Annotated in this window: 12 protein-coding genes; 9 read left to right on the top strand and 3 right to left on the bottom strand. The window is 62.3% G+C overall.

The window, feature by feature from the left end; translation table 11 throughout:
* Positions 1-326 precede the first annotated feature (326 nt).
* The 3 genes from ACV4UY_RS13040 to ACV4UY_RS13030 all read left to right on the top strand — a co-directional run bounded on the left by ACV4UY_RS13040 (position 327) and on the right by ACV4UY_RS13030 (position 3,315).
* The gene (locus tag ACV4UY_RS13040) at positions 327-1,226 is read left to right on the top strand and encodes a class I SAM-dependent methyltransferase (protein WP_491608020.1); all 900 of its coding nucleotides are present in this window, start codon (positions 327-329) and stop codon (positions 1,224-1,226) included.
* A 399-nt stretch (positions 1,227-1,625) separates the two neighbouring features.
* Positions 1,626-2,525, top strand: a complete 900-nt coding sequence (locus tag ACV4UY_RS13035; protein ID WP_491608019.1) for a DUF4910 domain-containing protein — start codon at positions 1,626-1,628, stop codon at positions 2,523-2,525.
* Positions 2,467-3,315 carry a DUF4910 domain-containing protein gene (locus ACV4UY_RS13030; protein WP_491608018.1) on the top strand — a complete coding sequence of 283 codons (849 nt, stop codon included), beginning with the start codon at positions 2,467-2,469 and terminating at the stop codon, positions 3,313-3,315. The genes ACV4UY_RS13035 and ACV4UY_RS13030 overlap by 59 nt, the downstream gene beginning before the upstream one ends.
* 58 nt (positions 3,316-3,373) lie before the next feature.
* Here ACV4UY_RS13030 and xseA read toward each other — a convergent pair whose 3' ends face one another.
* From xseA to ACV4UY_RS13015, 3 genes are read right to left on the bottom strand one after another with little or no spacing between them, the layout of a single operon-like run.
* Entirely contained in the window at positions 3,374-4,699 is a 1,326-nt protein-coding gene (gene xseA / locus ACV4UY_RS13025) for an exodeoxyribonuclease VII large subunit (RefSeq protein ID WP_491608017.1), read from the bottom strand.
* A gap of 4 nt (positions 4,700-4,703) precedes the next feature.
* Positions 4,704-4,841 (bottom strand): hypothetical protein, encoded by a 138-nt coding sequence (locus ACV4UY_RS13020; RefSeq protein ID WP_491608016.1) that lies wholly within the window; start codon positions 4,839-4,841, stop codon positions 4,704-4,706.
* Positions 4,838-6,547: an acetolactate synthase large subunit gene (locus tag ACV4UY_RS13015; RefSeq protein WP_491608015.1), complete on the bottom strand. Its 1,710-nt coding sequence runs from the start codon at positions 6,545-6,547 to the stop codon at positions 4,838-4,840. Before ACV4UY_RS13015 ends, ACV4UY_RS13020 begins: the two co-directional genes overlap by 4 nt.
* Positions 6,548-6,718: 171 nt before the next feature.
* On the opposite strand from ACV4UY_RS13015, the gene ACV4UY_RS13010 reads away from it, so the two are divergent.
* The 6 genes from ACV4UY_RS13010 (at position 6,719) to ACV4UY_RS12985 (ending at position 12,869) form a co-directional block, all read left to right on the top strand.
* On the top strand, positions 6,719-7,372 hold the full coding sequence (locus ACV4UY_RS13010; RefSeq protein WP_491608014.1) for a UbiX family flavin prenyltransferase: 654 nt from the start codon (positions 6,719-6,721) through the stop codon (positions 7,370-7,372).
* A 138-nt stretch (positions 7,373-7,510) separates the two neighbouring features.
* Positions 7,511-8,509, top strand: a complete 999-nt coding sequence (gene ubiU, locus ACV4UY_RS13005) for a ubiquinone anaerobic biosynthesis protein UbiU (RefSeq protein ID WP_491608037.1) — start codon at positions 7,511-7,513, stop codon at positions 8,507-8,509.
* The gene (gene ubiV / locus ACV4UY_RS13000; protein ID WP_491608013.1) at positions 8,506-9,414 is read left to right on the top strand and encodes a ubiquinone anaerobic biosynthesis protein UbiV; all 909 of its coding nucleotides are present in this window, start codon (positions 8,506-8,508) and stop codon (positions 9,412-9,414) included. The genes ubiU and ubiV overlap by 4 nt, the downstream gene beginning before the upstream one ends.
* Before the next feature lie 114 nt (positions 9,415-9,528).
* Entirely contained in the window at positions 9,529-9,795 is a 267-nt protein-coding gene (locus ACV4UY_RS12995) for an accessory factor UbiK family protein (RefSeq protein WP_491608012.1), read from the top strand.
* The gene (locus ACV4UY_RS12990; RefSeq protein ID WP_491608011.1) at positions 9,792-11,246 is read left to right on the top strand and encodes an aldehyde dehydrogenase family protein; all 1,455 of its coding nucleotides are present in this window, start codon (positions 9,792-9,794) and stop codon (positions 11,244-11,246) included. Before ACV4UY_RS12995 ends, ACV4UY_RS12990 begins: the two co-directional genes overlap by 4 nt.
* A gap of 81 nt (positions 11,247-11,327) precedes the next feature.
* Positions 11,328-12,869: a YifB family Mg chelatase-like AAA ATPase gene (locus ACV4UY_RS12985; RefSeq protein ID WP_491608010.1), complete on the top strand. Its 1,542-nt coding sequence runs from the start codon at positions 11,328-11,330 to the stop codon at positions 12,867-12,869.
* Positions 12,870-12,958 lie beyond the last annotated feature (89 nt).

The following is a 12,958-nucleotide window of genomic DNA, read 5'->3' as shown; positions in this document are numbered from 1 at the left end:
GTTCAGCACGACCATGAACCGTCACGAACCTTGCCTTGCCATCAATTCGAGGCCTATAACTTAGCCTGATGGGGGGAGATCCCCCTCACCCCCGTACCTTCTATGGACCTCCCTTCGGGAGTTCCACGGTAACTTGCCTGATGGGGGGAGATCCCCCTCACCCCCGTACCTTATGGACCTCCCTTCGGGAGTTCCACAGGTAACTCCGAAGCGGATGATTGCACAAGGCCTCTTGCCAAACACCGGATCCGTTGGTCAAATCAACCACAAAACCCGCCGGACCTCTCCAAGGGACTGATCGGACAGGACCGATCCAAGGACAGATCATGCAAAACAAACCACAGGTTGCGCACCATTACGATGCCAGTGCCACCAGCTATCAAACCCGTTACGACCGTGCCTTCATGCACGATCCATCGATGCGTTATCCGGCCAATTATTTCCGATTGCAATTATTGCTGAACGCTTTTATCAACAAAGGATTGAAACGGGTCATCGAGGTTGGCGTGGGTGAGGGCACGCCATTGGCCACTCTTGCCAAAACCGGCGTGGACGTGTGGGGATTCGACCTTTCCGAACAGATGATCGCCTGTTCCAAGGAGCGTATGCGAGAACACGGTTTGAATCCGGATCAGATCGGTTACGGGGATATCCAGGATCCGGTCACCTATGCTCACTTTCTACGCGGTGGACCGTTCGATGGCCTGATGGCCATGGGCGTGATGCCCCATGTGACCCACGATGACAACGCGTTGGAAAACATGGCCAGTTTGGTTCGGCCAGGCGGAAGCGTCTTCATCGAGTTTCGCAACAAACTTTTTTCGTTGTTCACATTCAATCGCATGACAAAATCGTTTATTCTGGATGATCTGTTGCGCGATGTGGCTCCAGAATTGAAAGAAAAGGTGGCCACGGATCTGGAATCGCGTTTACGGATGGACATGCCACCGGTGCGCACCCGAGTGGATCAAAGCGACGCACCAGGGTATGATCAAATTCTTTCTAAATTCCATAATCCGTTTGAAGTTGTGGAACTGTTCAAACGGCATGGATTTGTCGATATTCAACTGCGGTGGTATCATTATCATCCGGCCATGCCTTACCTGGCCGCCGAGAATCCATCCCTGTTCCGGGAAGAGTCCCTGGCGTTGGAGCATGAAACCTCGAACTGGCGTGGGTATTTCCTCTGTTCGGCCTTTGTGGTCGAGGCGGTCAAGCGCATCTGAGAGGCTGTTTGGCACATGCCAAACAGCCCACGCGGGCCATTCATGGCCCGCCCAATTGCGCGATCATTTGAGAAGCACGAATCGATTGTTTCGCTTCGTGCCGGTTTGGTGATTCGGAATCACCAAACCGCCTCTGAGATGGATCCAAACCGGAGGAAACCACGATCGACCAGTTGATGGACTCTGCACATTCAACAGTTTGATCCATTTCGGCACCCCTTTTCGTCGGCGGACACATTCTTATGAGTGATCGAAGCTCGCCCACCCGGCATTGAGGCTCTCACGACCAACAGGCCGGCCAACCGACCTGTTCCCGGAAAGAGCAAACAGTGTGCCCCCAGGCAGAGCCGTGGTTTACCTGTGACTGCTCGCTAATCTTCATGTCAGGTCAGCGTACCAATGTACTCCTTGATGCAGCAATTGTTCCCCATTTGTCGCAGTCTCACCGGAAACGGGGTACGCGAAACGTTACGTATCATCGGGGAACGAATCCCCATCCAGCACATGGAAGTCCCATCCGGAACCCAGGTTTTCGACTGGACCATTCCCCAGGAATGGAACATTCGCGATGCCTACATTGCCACGGCGGATGGAGAGCGGGTGGTGGACTTCCGGCAGAACACCCTGCATGTGATTGGTTATTCGCAACCCGTGGATGGCTGGTTCACCCTGGAACAGTTGCAGCCTCATCTGTACAGCCTGAAAGAACAGCCGGATGCCATCCCCTATGTGACTTCCTACTATTCGCCACGCTGGGGATTCTGTCTGACCCATCGACAGAGAGAGGGATTGCAACCCGGGACCTATCGTGTGGTGATTGACAGCACGTTGACCGAGGGATCGCTGACCTATGGCGAACTGTTGTTGCCTGGTGAATCGTCGCGGGAGATTTTTCTCTCGACCGATGTCTGTCACCCCTCCATGGCCAACAATGAGCTTTCCGGACCGGTGATTCTCACCGAACTGGCGCAATGGCTGATGTCGGGGCCACGACATTACTCTTATCGATTGATTTTCATTCCAGAGACCATCGGCTCGCTCACCTATTTGAGCCGCAATCTGGCAGTGATGCAGGAGCGGGTGATCGCCGGTTTCAACCTCTCCTGTCTGGGTGATGAGCGCATGTATTCCTGCGTCTCCTCACCGTATGCGGATACCCTGGCAGATCGAATGGCGCGGCATGTGCTTTCCCATCAGGAGGGAGAAACGCGGATCCACTCCTTTCTGGAGCGGGGAAGTGATGAGCGACAATTTGACCGAGGGATCGCTGACCTATGGCGAACTGTTGTTGCCTGGTGAATCGTCGCGGGAGATTTTTCTCTCGACCGATGTCTGTCACCCCTCCATGGCCAACAATGAGCTTTCCGGACCGGTGATTCTCACCGAACTGGCGCAATGGCTGATGTCGGGGCCACGACATTACTCTTATCGATTGATTTTCATTCCAGAGACCATCGGCTCGCTCACCTATTTGAGCCGCAATCTGGCAGTGATGCAGGAGCGGGTGATCGCCGGTTTCAACCTCTCCTGTCTGGGTGATGAGCGCATGTATTCCTGCGTCTCCTCACCGTATGCGGATACCCTGGCAGATCGAATGGCGCGGCATGTGCTTTCCCATCAGGAGGGAGAAACGCGGATCCACTCCTTTCTGGAGCGGGGAAGTGATGAGCGACAATATTGCAGCCCTGGTGTGGACTTGCCGGTCGTTGCGCTTTGTCGGAGCCCATTCGGGAACTATCCAGAGTATCACACCTCGCTGGATAATCTGGATCTGGTCACCCCGGCGGGGTTGGCCGGTGGTTATCGTTATGTGCAACGCTGCATTGCGGGCCTGGAGGCCAACCGCGTCTATCAAGCCACCCGGATTGGGGAGCCCCAATTGGGAAAATATGGTTTGTATCCCACTTTGCATCTCAAGCAGAATCAATTTGCCATGCCGACCGTGAGAAATCTCCTCGTTTATGCCAATGGTCGCCATGATCTGCTCTCCATTGCCGAGCGCATCGGTGAACCGATCTGGAACGTGCATGAATGGGCGCGGCGACTGTTGGAACTCGGACTGTTGCGTGAAATCACGCCGGATGTTTAACGCTCAAACACCTGCAAACGAGCCTTTCACCCACCGTGCAGCCCCCAATCGCCACCGTTCAACCCGTCACCACCACCCGCAACTCGCCCTCGGCCAGGGTCACCCGCAGCCGACTCCCGGCGGGATAGGCTCCGGCGCACCGGGCGAGCCCCCCCTGTTCATCCCGCACCAGCGCATATCCGCGCGCCAGAACCCCCAGGGGCGAGATCGCCAGCAGTCGGACCTCGGGCAGACGCGCCCGCTCCCGATGCAAGGCCAACTCCTGCCGCATGCGCCGGATCAACAGTTGCTCCAGATGAACCAGACGGGCCACCCGCAACGCCAGAGGGCGGCCCCGTTCCCATTGATTCAGACGTTCGGCGCGAAACGCCACCTCCTTGTCCCAGCGCGCCAGCACCATCCGCATGGCCCCGTGCAGACGCTCCTGCAACGCGTCGCAACGCAGGCGGTCCTGATCGATGCGCCGGCGCGGATGGGTCAAACGGGAGGCAAGGGCCACCCCTTTTTCCCGGCGCGACCGAAGCACCCCACGCATGGCCAGCGCGAGCCGCTCGCGCAGTCGTGACAGACGCTCCACCAGCAGGCTCTTCTCTGCCATGGCCAACTCGGCGGCGGCGGTGGGGGTAGAGGCGCGGGCATCCGCGACCAGATCGGCCAGGGTCACGTCGATCTCGTGACCCACCGCCGAGATCACCGGCACCGGCGAATCGGCGATGGCGCGCACCACGATCTCGCTGTTGAAAGCGGCCAGATCATCCGCCGAACCGCCCCCGCGTCCGCACAGGATCACCTCGGCGCGACCGTCCGCGGCGAGCCGTCGCAGGGCTCGGGCGATCTCCTCGTCCGCGCCCGCCCCCTGCACGCGGGCATGGGCCAGCAGCAGACAGAAGCCCGGAAAGCGCCGCGCCAACGTGCGGGTGATGTCGTGGATGGCCGCCCCCGAGGCCGAGGTGACCACGCCGATGGCGCGCGGCAGAAGCGGCAGGGCCCGTTTACGCGCGGGCGCGAACAGACCCTCGGCGCTCAAACGGGCATGAAGCGCCAACAGCCGCTCCCGTTCGTCGCCGGCGCCGTCGGATTTGATCCCCTCGACCACCAGTTGATACTCGCCACGCGGCGGATAGACCGAAATCCGCCCGGTCACCACCACCGCGTCCCCAGGGCGGGGCAGCGTGGGGATGCGCAGGCGTGTGGTCTTCCAGATCACCGCGCGGATGCGCGCCTGGGGATCGATGAGCGCGAAGTAGACATGGCCGGAGGGTGCCGGTTTCCAGTCGGCGATCTCCCCGCGCACCTGAAGATAGGGATACCCCTCCTCCAGAAGCGCACGAATCTCCTCGTTAAGCTGGGAGACACTCAAAGGCCGTTTGGGGATGGCATCCATGGCCTCACCAAACGCGCATGGTTCGAATGCCTCGAACCGTGCCAAAACGAATCACCGCGCAATCTGGCGGGCCATCCATGATCCGCACCGGCTGTTTGGCCATGACCAGACCGCCTCTCGGACAGGGGATGCGTCCGCTCATGCGGTCCCTCCGGTATCGCCACGCGGCAACAGACAGGTTTTGGCCTGCAACTCCTCGGTCAGCACCCGCACGTTTTCGGTGTAGTCCACCGGCACGTCGATCAGATGGACCCCGCCGGCATTCAGACACCCCAGCAGAAGCGGCAACAGCTCGTCGGCGTTCCCCACCCGATGTCCACGAGCGCCGTAGCTCTGGGCGTAGAGCACGAAATCCGGATTGGTGAAGGTGAGCCCATGATCCGGCAGACCCATGCTCTCCTGTTTCCAGCGGATCATGCCGTAGGCGTCGTCGCGCAGGATCACCACCACCAGATCCATGCCGAGACGGACCGCGGTCTCCATCTCCTGGGAGTTCATCATGAACCCTCCGTCTCCGCACACCGACACCACCTTGCGGCCCGGATGGACCATCTTGGCGGCGATCGCCGAGGGCAGGCCGGTGCCCATGCTGGCCAGGGCATTATCCAGAAGCACGGTGTTGTGACGCCGGGCCGGGTAGTTGCGGGCGATCCAGAGTTTGTACATGCCGTTGTCGAGCGCCAGAATCCCATCCTCGGGCATGGCGCGGCGCAGATCGGCGACGATCCGTTGCGGCAGCAGCGGATAGTTCCCGGCCTGCGCACGATCGAGCACATGCCGGGCATGCTCCTCGCCGACCTGAAGAAAATAGCTGAAGTCCCAATCCGGCGACGGGACCAGCAGCCGGGTCAGGGCATCGAAACCGCGGGCGATGTCGCCCACCACCTCGAGTTCCGGGAAATAAACGTCATCGATCTGGGCCGGGGTGAAATTGATGTGGATCACCGCCGCCGATCCGCCATGCCCCATGATGGCCGGCGGCTTTTCGGTGACATCGTGGCCCACGGCGATGATCAGATCCGCCCACTCGATGGCGCAATGGAGATAATCCCCATCGGTCAGGGCCGCAGTGCCCAGATAGCCGGCCCGGTTCTCGTCCACCACCCCCTTGCCCATCTGGGTGGAGACGAAGGGGATGCCGGTCTTCTCCACGAAGGCGGTGAGGCTCTTGGAGACCCGTTTGCGGTTGGCCCCGGCGGCGATCAGAAGCAGCGGACGCCTGGCGGTGGCGATCCGTTCGGCGGCGGTCATCAACGCATCCGGATCCGGCGCGGCGCGGCGCGAATGGATCTTGCGCAGCGGCATGGCCTCGGTGAACTCGCGGGCGATATCCTCCGGGAGTTCCAGATGGGTGGCGCCGGGTCGCTCCTCCTCGGCGCGCTTGAAGGCCTCGCGCACCAGGGAGGGGATCTTGTCCGCCGAGGGGATCTGTTCGGCCATCTTGGTGATGGGACGCATGGTGCCCACCACGTCGATGATCTGGAAGCGGCCCTGTTTGCTTTTTTTGATCGGCTTCTGGCCGGTGATGGCCACCAGCGGCATGCCGCCGAGCTGGGCGTAGGCCACGCCGGTGATCAGGTTGGTGGCGCCGGGCCCGAGGGTGGCGAGCACCACCCCGGCCTTGCCGGTCAAACGCCCGAAGGTGGCGGCCATGAAGGCGGCGGCCTGCTCGTGACGGGTGAGCACCAGTTCGATCGAAGAGGCGCGAATCGCCTCCAGAAGGTCGAGATTCTCCTCGCCCGGCACGCCGAAAATCCGTTCCACCCCTTCGGCTTCCAGACATTTCACGAAGAGGTCGGCGGCCTTGAGGCCCTCGGACGGGGAGGATGGAGCGAGCGTTGTGTCCATTTTTGTCACCAGATTCTCATGCATGGATGGGAGCCATCATGGTATATCGATCCGGTGGCGAAAGAGAAGTTCCCTTGCGGGAGCAAACGATTCTGTTGCCGGATCGCCGGAGATGATACAGTCACGATCCTGAGTCTTTGAGCATTCGCCCTTTCACCTTGGGAGATGGAGATGATCACCCTGGCCATGACCGGCGCCTCCGGGGCGCTGTACGGCGTGCGACTGTTGGAACGGCTGCTGATGACCGGCAAGCGCGTGGATCTGTTGATCTCGGAGGCGGGACGGGAGCTTCTGCGTCAGGAGTGCGGGCTGGATCTCGCGGACGAAAACGGCGCGGGGGTGGTGGCGCGTCTCGGGGCGCATCTCGCCCGAAACACCGGCCACACGCCGCCCCTGGAGGGGCTGCGCCACTTCGGGATGCGGGAGTGGCACGCGCCGATCGCCTCCGGCTCCTCCGGCGAGCGCGCCATGGTGGTCTCTCCCTGCTCCATGGGAACCCTCGCCGCCATCGCCCACGGTCTGTCCGACACCCTCATCGAACGGGCCGCCGACGTGGCCCTCAAGGAGCGCTGGCCGTTGATCCTGGTGACCCGCGAAACCCCGCTCTCGACCATCCACCTGGAAAACATGCTCGCCGCCACCCGCGCCGGCGCGGTGATCCTTCCCGCCTCCCCCGGCTTCTATCACCGCCCGGAACGGATCGGGCAACTGATCGATTTCATCGTCGATCGCATTCTCATGCGCCTCGGCGTGCCGGTCGAATCCCCTTCCCACGGCTGGCCCATCGATCCGCCGGACCGACGCGAACCTGGCAACAAAGCTTAAAGAAGGTTTGACTCCAGACACGGCGGTGTTAAACTGCTACCTTCGTTAGCGTACCCAATTATTGCACATGGCAGGCGATCCCCACCCATCCGGACCAGCCGCCTTTTAGAGTCTTGTGAGAGTTGCACCATGAAAAAAGTGGAAGTCCTGGCCCCGGCGGGCAATCTGCCCTCCCTGCGGGCCGCCGTGGACAACGGCGCGGACGCGGTTTATTTCGGGTTTCGCGATGCCACCAATGCCCGCAATTTCGAAGGGTTGAACTTCTCCGAAAGCGAGGCGGAACAGGGCATCGCCCATGCCCGCGCTCACGGCGTCAAGGCCAACGTGGTGCTCAACACCTTTCCCCAGGTCGGCAACCCGGAACCCTGGTACCACGCGGTGGATGTCGCGGCGCGTCTCAAGGCCGATGCCATCATCCTGGCCAATGCCGCCATGCTCAAATATTGCCACGAGCGCCACCCGCAACTGCCGATCCATCTTTCGGTGCAGGCCTCGGCCAGCAACGCCGAGGCGATCCGCTTCTACAAACGGCACTTCAACATCGCCCGCGTCATCCTGCCGCGCGTGCTCACCGCGCCGGAGATACGCCGCCTGCACGACAAACTCGCGGATGTCGAACTCGAAGTGTTCGCCTTCGGCGGCCTGTGCGTCATGGCCGAAGGGCGCTGTCACCTCTCCTCGTTCGTCACCGGCGTCTCGCCCAACATCGAAGGGGTCTGCTCTCCGGCCCGCGCGGTCCGGTTCGAAAACTCAAACGGCAAACTCCGCACCCGTCTGGGCGGCGCGCTGATCGCCGAATACCAGGAGGGCGAGGAGGCCGCCTACCCGACCATCTGCAAGGGACGGTTCGAGGCCAACGATCGGGTGTATCACGTCATGGAGGAGCCGGGATCCCTCAACATCCTGGAAATCCTGCCCCAGGTGATCGAAGCCGGGGTAGCCTCCCTCAAGATCGAAGGGCGTCAGCGCACCAAATCCTACGTGGCCACGGTCACCAGAACCCTGCGTCAGGCGGTCGATTCCTATTACGAGAATCCCGGCGCCTATCGGGTCAAACCGGCCTGGGTGCGCACCCTCAACGCCACCTCCGAGGGAACCACCCACACCCTGGGCACCTACGAGGGGAGCTGGCAATGATCAAGATCGCCATCGGTCCGGTGCTCTTCGACTGGGGACGCTCGGCCTTGAAAACATTCTATCGCCGCATGGCCCTGGAGTCCCAGGCGGACATCCTCTATCTGGGCGAGGTGGTCTGCTCGAAACGCCAGGGGTTGAGCCTGGAGGATGTGGAAGAGTTGGCACGGGAGATCCAACCGACCGGCAAGGAGCTGGTTCTCTCCACCCTCGGTCTGGTGATGAGCGACGCGGAGCAGGAGGATCTCCACCGCCTGAAGGATCTGGCCGTCGCGTTGGATCTCAAGCTCGAGGCCAACGACATGGCCGGCATCGGCGTCGCCGAGGGGCACAAGCTGGTCGCCGGTCCCCATGTCAACGTCTACAACCCGCAGACCCTCGATTTTCTCCAGGAGGTCGGGGTCACGCGCATGGTCTTTCCGGTGGAACTGCCCGAAGCGTCGATTCGCGGCATCGTCTCCGCCCCGCGCGCCAACCCGGTGGAGTTCGAACTCTTCGCCCACGGCAAGCTGCCGTTGACCTTCTCGGCGCGCTGTTACACCGCGCGGGCCTTCAAGCTCTCCAAAACGAACTGTCAATACAAGTGCGGCGACTTCCCGGACGGCATGGTGACCCGTACCCAGGAGGGCGAGGGGCTTTTGACCATGAACGGCATTCAAACCATGTCGGAAAAGGTACACACCCTGATCGCCGACGTGCCGCGTCTGACACCGCTGGGCATCGATATCGTCCGCATCTCGCCGCAGAGCCGACACATGCCGGAAATTGTCGCCATCTGGCGCCAGACCCTGGACGGGGATCTGGATCCCGAGGATGCCCTGACGCGCCTTGCGGGGTACAACGGCGACGAACCGTTCTGCAACGGCTATTTCCACGGTCAGCCGGGCATGGCGTTTCACCGGGCTTGACTTATCATGATAGGGGAGGAAACCCCCTCGCCCCCCGCCCGAGGATCTCCCTGACGGGAGTTCCTCGGCCAGGCGATTTTCCAAGCGGTCAACCCACCACAAGGAGCAGCAACCATGCAGATCGACAACGCGATTTTGGATCAGATCACCCAGAATGTGATGGGTGTGTTCAACAAGGTGGGCGAGACCCGCGAAGAGCTGCGTCGCAAGGCCCACGACATGGTGCGCGAGGGTGTGGAGCATTTCGATCTGGTGACCCGCGAGGAGTTCAACGTGGTCAACGAGATGCTCAGCGAAACGCGCATTCGCGCCGAGGCGCTGGAAAAACGGGTGGTCGAACTCGAAGCCGCCCTGGTCCGTCTGGGCGGTGAACCGACATGAGCCGCGCGGTGAACGGCTCGGGCCTGCATCGGGCCTATCTGGCCGGCGAATGGGTGGAGACCGGCGCCTCGCTGGAGGTGGTCAATCCCTACAACGGTGAACGGGTGGCCAGCGTGGCGTTGTGCGGAACCCTGGAGATCGATCGGGCCTTGAACGCGGCGGTCGAGTCCCTGGAGGAGACCCGCCGGCTCGAACCCTGGCAGAGGGCCAAGGCGCTCGCCTTCGTGCGCGACCGGTTGATCGAGCGTCGCGAAGCGTTCGCGCGCATTCTCTCCCAGGAAAATGGCAAGACCCTGGCCGAATCGCGGCTGGAACTCGACCGCGCCGCGGCCACCTTCGACATCGCCGTGGGCGAAGCGACCCGCATCTACGGCGAGGCGTATGATCTGGGGATCAACCCATTGGGCGCCGGACGCCGCGCCCTGGTGCGTCACTACCCGATCGGCGTGGTGGCCGGCGTGGCGCCGTTCAACTTCCCGCTCAACCTGGCCATCCACAAAATCGCCCCGGCCATGGCCGCCGGCTGCCCGATCGTGCTGAAACCGGCATCCAAAACCCCGGTGACCGCATTGATGCTGGCCGGGATCATCCAGGAGTCGGGATGGCCGCTCCAGGCCTTCTCGGTGCTGCCCTGCGATCGGCAGGCCGGTCAGATGCTGGTCGAGGACGATCGCGTCAAGCTGCTCAGTTTCACCGGCTCCCCGGAGGTGGGCTGGAAAATGAAACAGCAGGCCGGACGCAAAAAGGTGGTGCTGGAACTCGGTGGCAACGCCGGCCTGATCGTGGATCGCGAAGTGACGGATTGGGATCTGCTGATCAATCGGGCGGTGACCGGGGCCTTCTATCAGTGCGGCCAGGTGTGCATCTCGGTGCAGAGGATCTTCGTGCATCAGGAGGTGATGGGCGAGTTCCGCGCCCGGTTCAAAAAGGCCGCCGAGGCGCTCCGTCCCGGCGACCCGCTCGACGAAGCCACCACCCTGGGTCCGATGATCGACCGTCCCAACCGCGAACGGTTGCAACTCTGGATCCGCGAGGCCATGGATCAGGGCGCGCAACTGGTGACCGGCAACGAGGTCCCTCCCCTGGGCCAGGGAAACTGTTTGACCGCGACCATCCTCGAAGAGGTCGCGCCCGCTTGTCGGGTGGTGGCCGAAGAGGCATTCGGACCGGTGGTGGTGCTTTCGCCGGTGGAGTCCATGGAAGAGGCCTTCGAGCGGGTGAACGCCTCCCGTTTCGGTCTGCAATGCGGCCTCTTCACACGGGATTTCACCACCGTGATGCGTGCCTTCGATGCCCTGGAAGTGGGTGGCGTGATCCACGACGACATCCCGTCGTTCCGGGTGGACAGCATGCCCTATGGCGGGGTGAAGGATTCCGGTTTGGGTCGCGAGGGGGTCAAATACGCCATGCGCGACATGTTGGAAGAGCGGGTGCTGGTCTATCGGATGTGAACCCGTCTTAATAATGGAACGACGCATCCCGTGACGGGTGCGCTTTAGCGACCCTTCCGCGCCCAAGGATCCTTCCGAACCGTGCTTGCCCGCGTCGATACCATCGCCCTGGACGGCATCCGGGCCATACCCGTCGAAATCGAGGTCGATTTGGGGCGTGGTCTGCCGGTGCTCAATGTCGTGGGGTTGCCGGACGGCGCGGTGCGCGAATCCAAGGATCGGATCCGGTCCGCCTTGAAGAACTCCGGCGTGCAACTTCCGGCGCGTCGGATCACCATCAACCTGGCCCCGGCGGATCTCCCCAAGGAGGGGAGCGCCTATGATCTGCCCATGGCCGTGGGACTGCTCGCCGCGCTGGAGTTGGTGCCAGACGGACAGATGCACGGACGGTTGTTTCTCGGCGAGCTGTCCCTGGATGGACGGATCAAACCCGTTCCCGGTTGCCTGCCCGCGGCTCTTTTGGCCAAGGAGTTGAATCTCAAGGAGTTGATCGTTCCGGCTGGCAACGGTCCCGAGGGGGCTTTGGCCGGCGGACGGGTGATCGCTCCAGAGACACTCCTGGATCTGATGCGTCATCTAAGCGGCGAAAAACCCCTTGAGCCGGTGCCTCCCCTGGATTGGCAGCAGACCCTGGTCGCCCAGGAGAGTCGCGGCATCGGGCGGATTCGCGATCTGGCGGACATCAAGGGGCAGGAGCATGCCCGGCGTGCCCTGGAGGTAGCCGCCGCCGGGGGCCACAACCTGATCATGAGCGGTCCGCCCGGCTCGGGAAAGACCCTGCTGGCCCGTTGTCTGCCAGGAATCCTGCCCGCGCTCTCCCTGGAGGAGGCTCTGGAGGTGACCGCCATCCACTCGGTGGCCGGACGGCTCGAGGGCAACGCGCCCTTGCTCACCCGTCGTCCTTTTCGCGCGCCGCATCACACCGCTTCCCATGTCGCGTTGATCGGCGGTGGCGGGGTGCCCCGTCCTGGCGAGGTAAGTCTGGCCCATCGCGGGGTCTTGTTTCTGGACGAGATCCCGGAGTTCGGAAGGTATGTTCTGGAGACTCTGCGCGAGCCTCTCGAAGCTGGTGAAGTCGGCATCTCCCGCGCTGCCCGTTCCACCCGTTTCCCGGCCCGTTTTCAGATGGTCGCGGCCTGCAACCCCTGTCCGTGCGGGCATCGGGGCAATCCTTATGTTTCGTGTCGCTGCTCGCCGATGCAGGTGGAGCGTTATGCCGCCCGGCTTTCCGGTCCGTTGCTCGATCGCATCGATCTGCATGTCGAGGTTCCCCCGGTTCCCCCCGAGACCATGGCCGAGTTGCCCAGCGGGGAGTCTTCGTCCACCGTGCGCGAGCGGGTGACCGAGGCGCGTGTTCGGCAGGCGCGTCGCAACGGTGGTGCGGTTTTGAATGCCGAGTTGGATGGCGTCCCCTTGGACCGCTGTGCCACGTTGGATGCGGAGAGTCGCGAGTTGTTGTTGCATGCCAGTCGCAAGATGGGATTTTCGGCGCGGTCGCACAATCGAATTCTCAAGGTATCGCGCACCATTGCCGATCTGGAGGGGGTCGAAGCGATCCACGCGACCCATCTGGCCGAGGCGATTCAGTTTCGCATGGGGGGGCGGTTTCCGGGGAACATGTAGCGAGGAGAGGTGGGCACCCACGGTTGCGGGGAAGGTGGCACCCACGGTTGCGGGGAAGGTGTGGCACCCACGGTTGCGGGGAAGGTGTG

The organism is Candidatus Magnetaquiglobus sp., assembly GCF_058402785.1.
Note: the sequence above shows the minus strand (reverse complement) of the source record. Positions and strands in the feature narration are given on the sequence as shown.

What these genes read in the sequence shown, in the direction of transcription:
- ACV4UY_RS13010 (WP_491608014.1), top strand. Translation starts at nt 6,719, where the DNA reads ATGATCACCCTGGCCATGACCGGCGCCTCCGGGGCGCTGTACGGCGTG.
- xseA (WP_491608017.1), bottom strand. Translation starts at nt 4,699, where the DNA reads ATGGATGCCATCCCCAAACGGCCTTTGAGTGTCTCCCAGCTTAACGAG.
- ACV4UY_RS12990 (WP_491608011.1), top strand. Translation starts at nt 9,792, where the DNA reads ATGAGCCGCGCGGTGAACGGCTCGGGCCTGCATCGGGCCTATCTGGCC.
- ACV4UY_RS12995 (WP_491608012.1), top strand. Translation starts at nt 9,529, where the DNA reads ATGCAGATCGACAACGCGATTTTGGATCAGATCACCCAGAATGTGATG.
- ubiV (WP_491608013.1), top strand. Translation starts at nt 8,506, where the DNA reads ATGATCAAGATCGCCATCGGTCCGGTGCTCTTCGACTGGGGACGCTCG.
- ACV4UY_RS13040 (WP_491608020.1), top strand. Translation starts at nt 327, where the DNA reads ATGCAAAACAAACCACAGGTTGCGCACCATTACGATGCCAGTGCCACC.
- ACV4UY_RS13015 (WP_491608015.1), bottom strand. Translation starts at nt 6,547, where the DNA reads ATGGACACAACGCTCGCTCCATCCTCCCCGTCCGAGGGCCTCAAGGCC.
- ACV4UY_RS13020 (WP_491608016.1), bottom strand. Translation starts at nt 4,841, where the DNA reads ATGAGCGGACGCATCCCCTGTCCGAGAGGCGGTCTGGTCATGGCCAAA.
- ACV4UY_RS13030 (WP_491608018.1), top strand. Translation starts at nt 2,467, where the DNA reads ATGAGCGACAATTTGACCGAGGGATCGCTGACCTATGGCGAACTGTTG.
- ACV4UY_RS13035 (WP_491608019.1), top strand. Translation starts at nt 1,626, where the DNA reads ATGTACTCCTTGATGCAGCAATTGTTCCCCATTTGTCGCAGTCTCACC.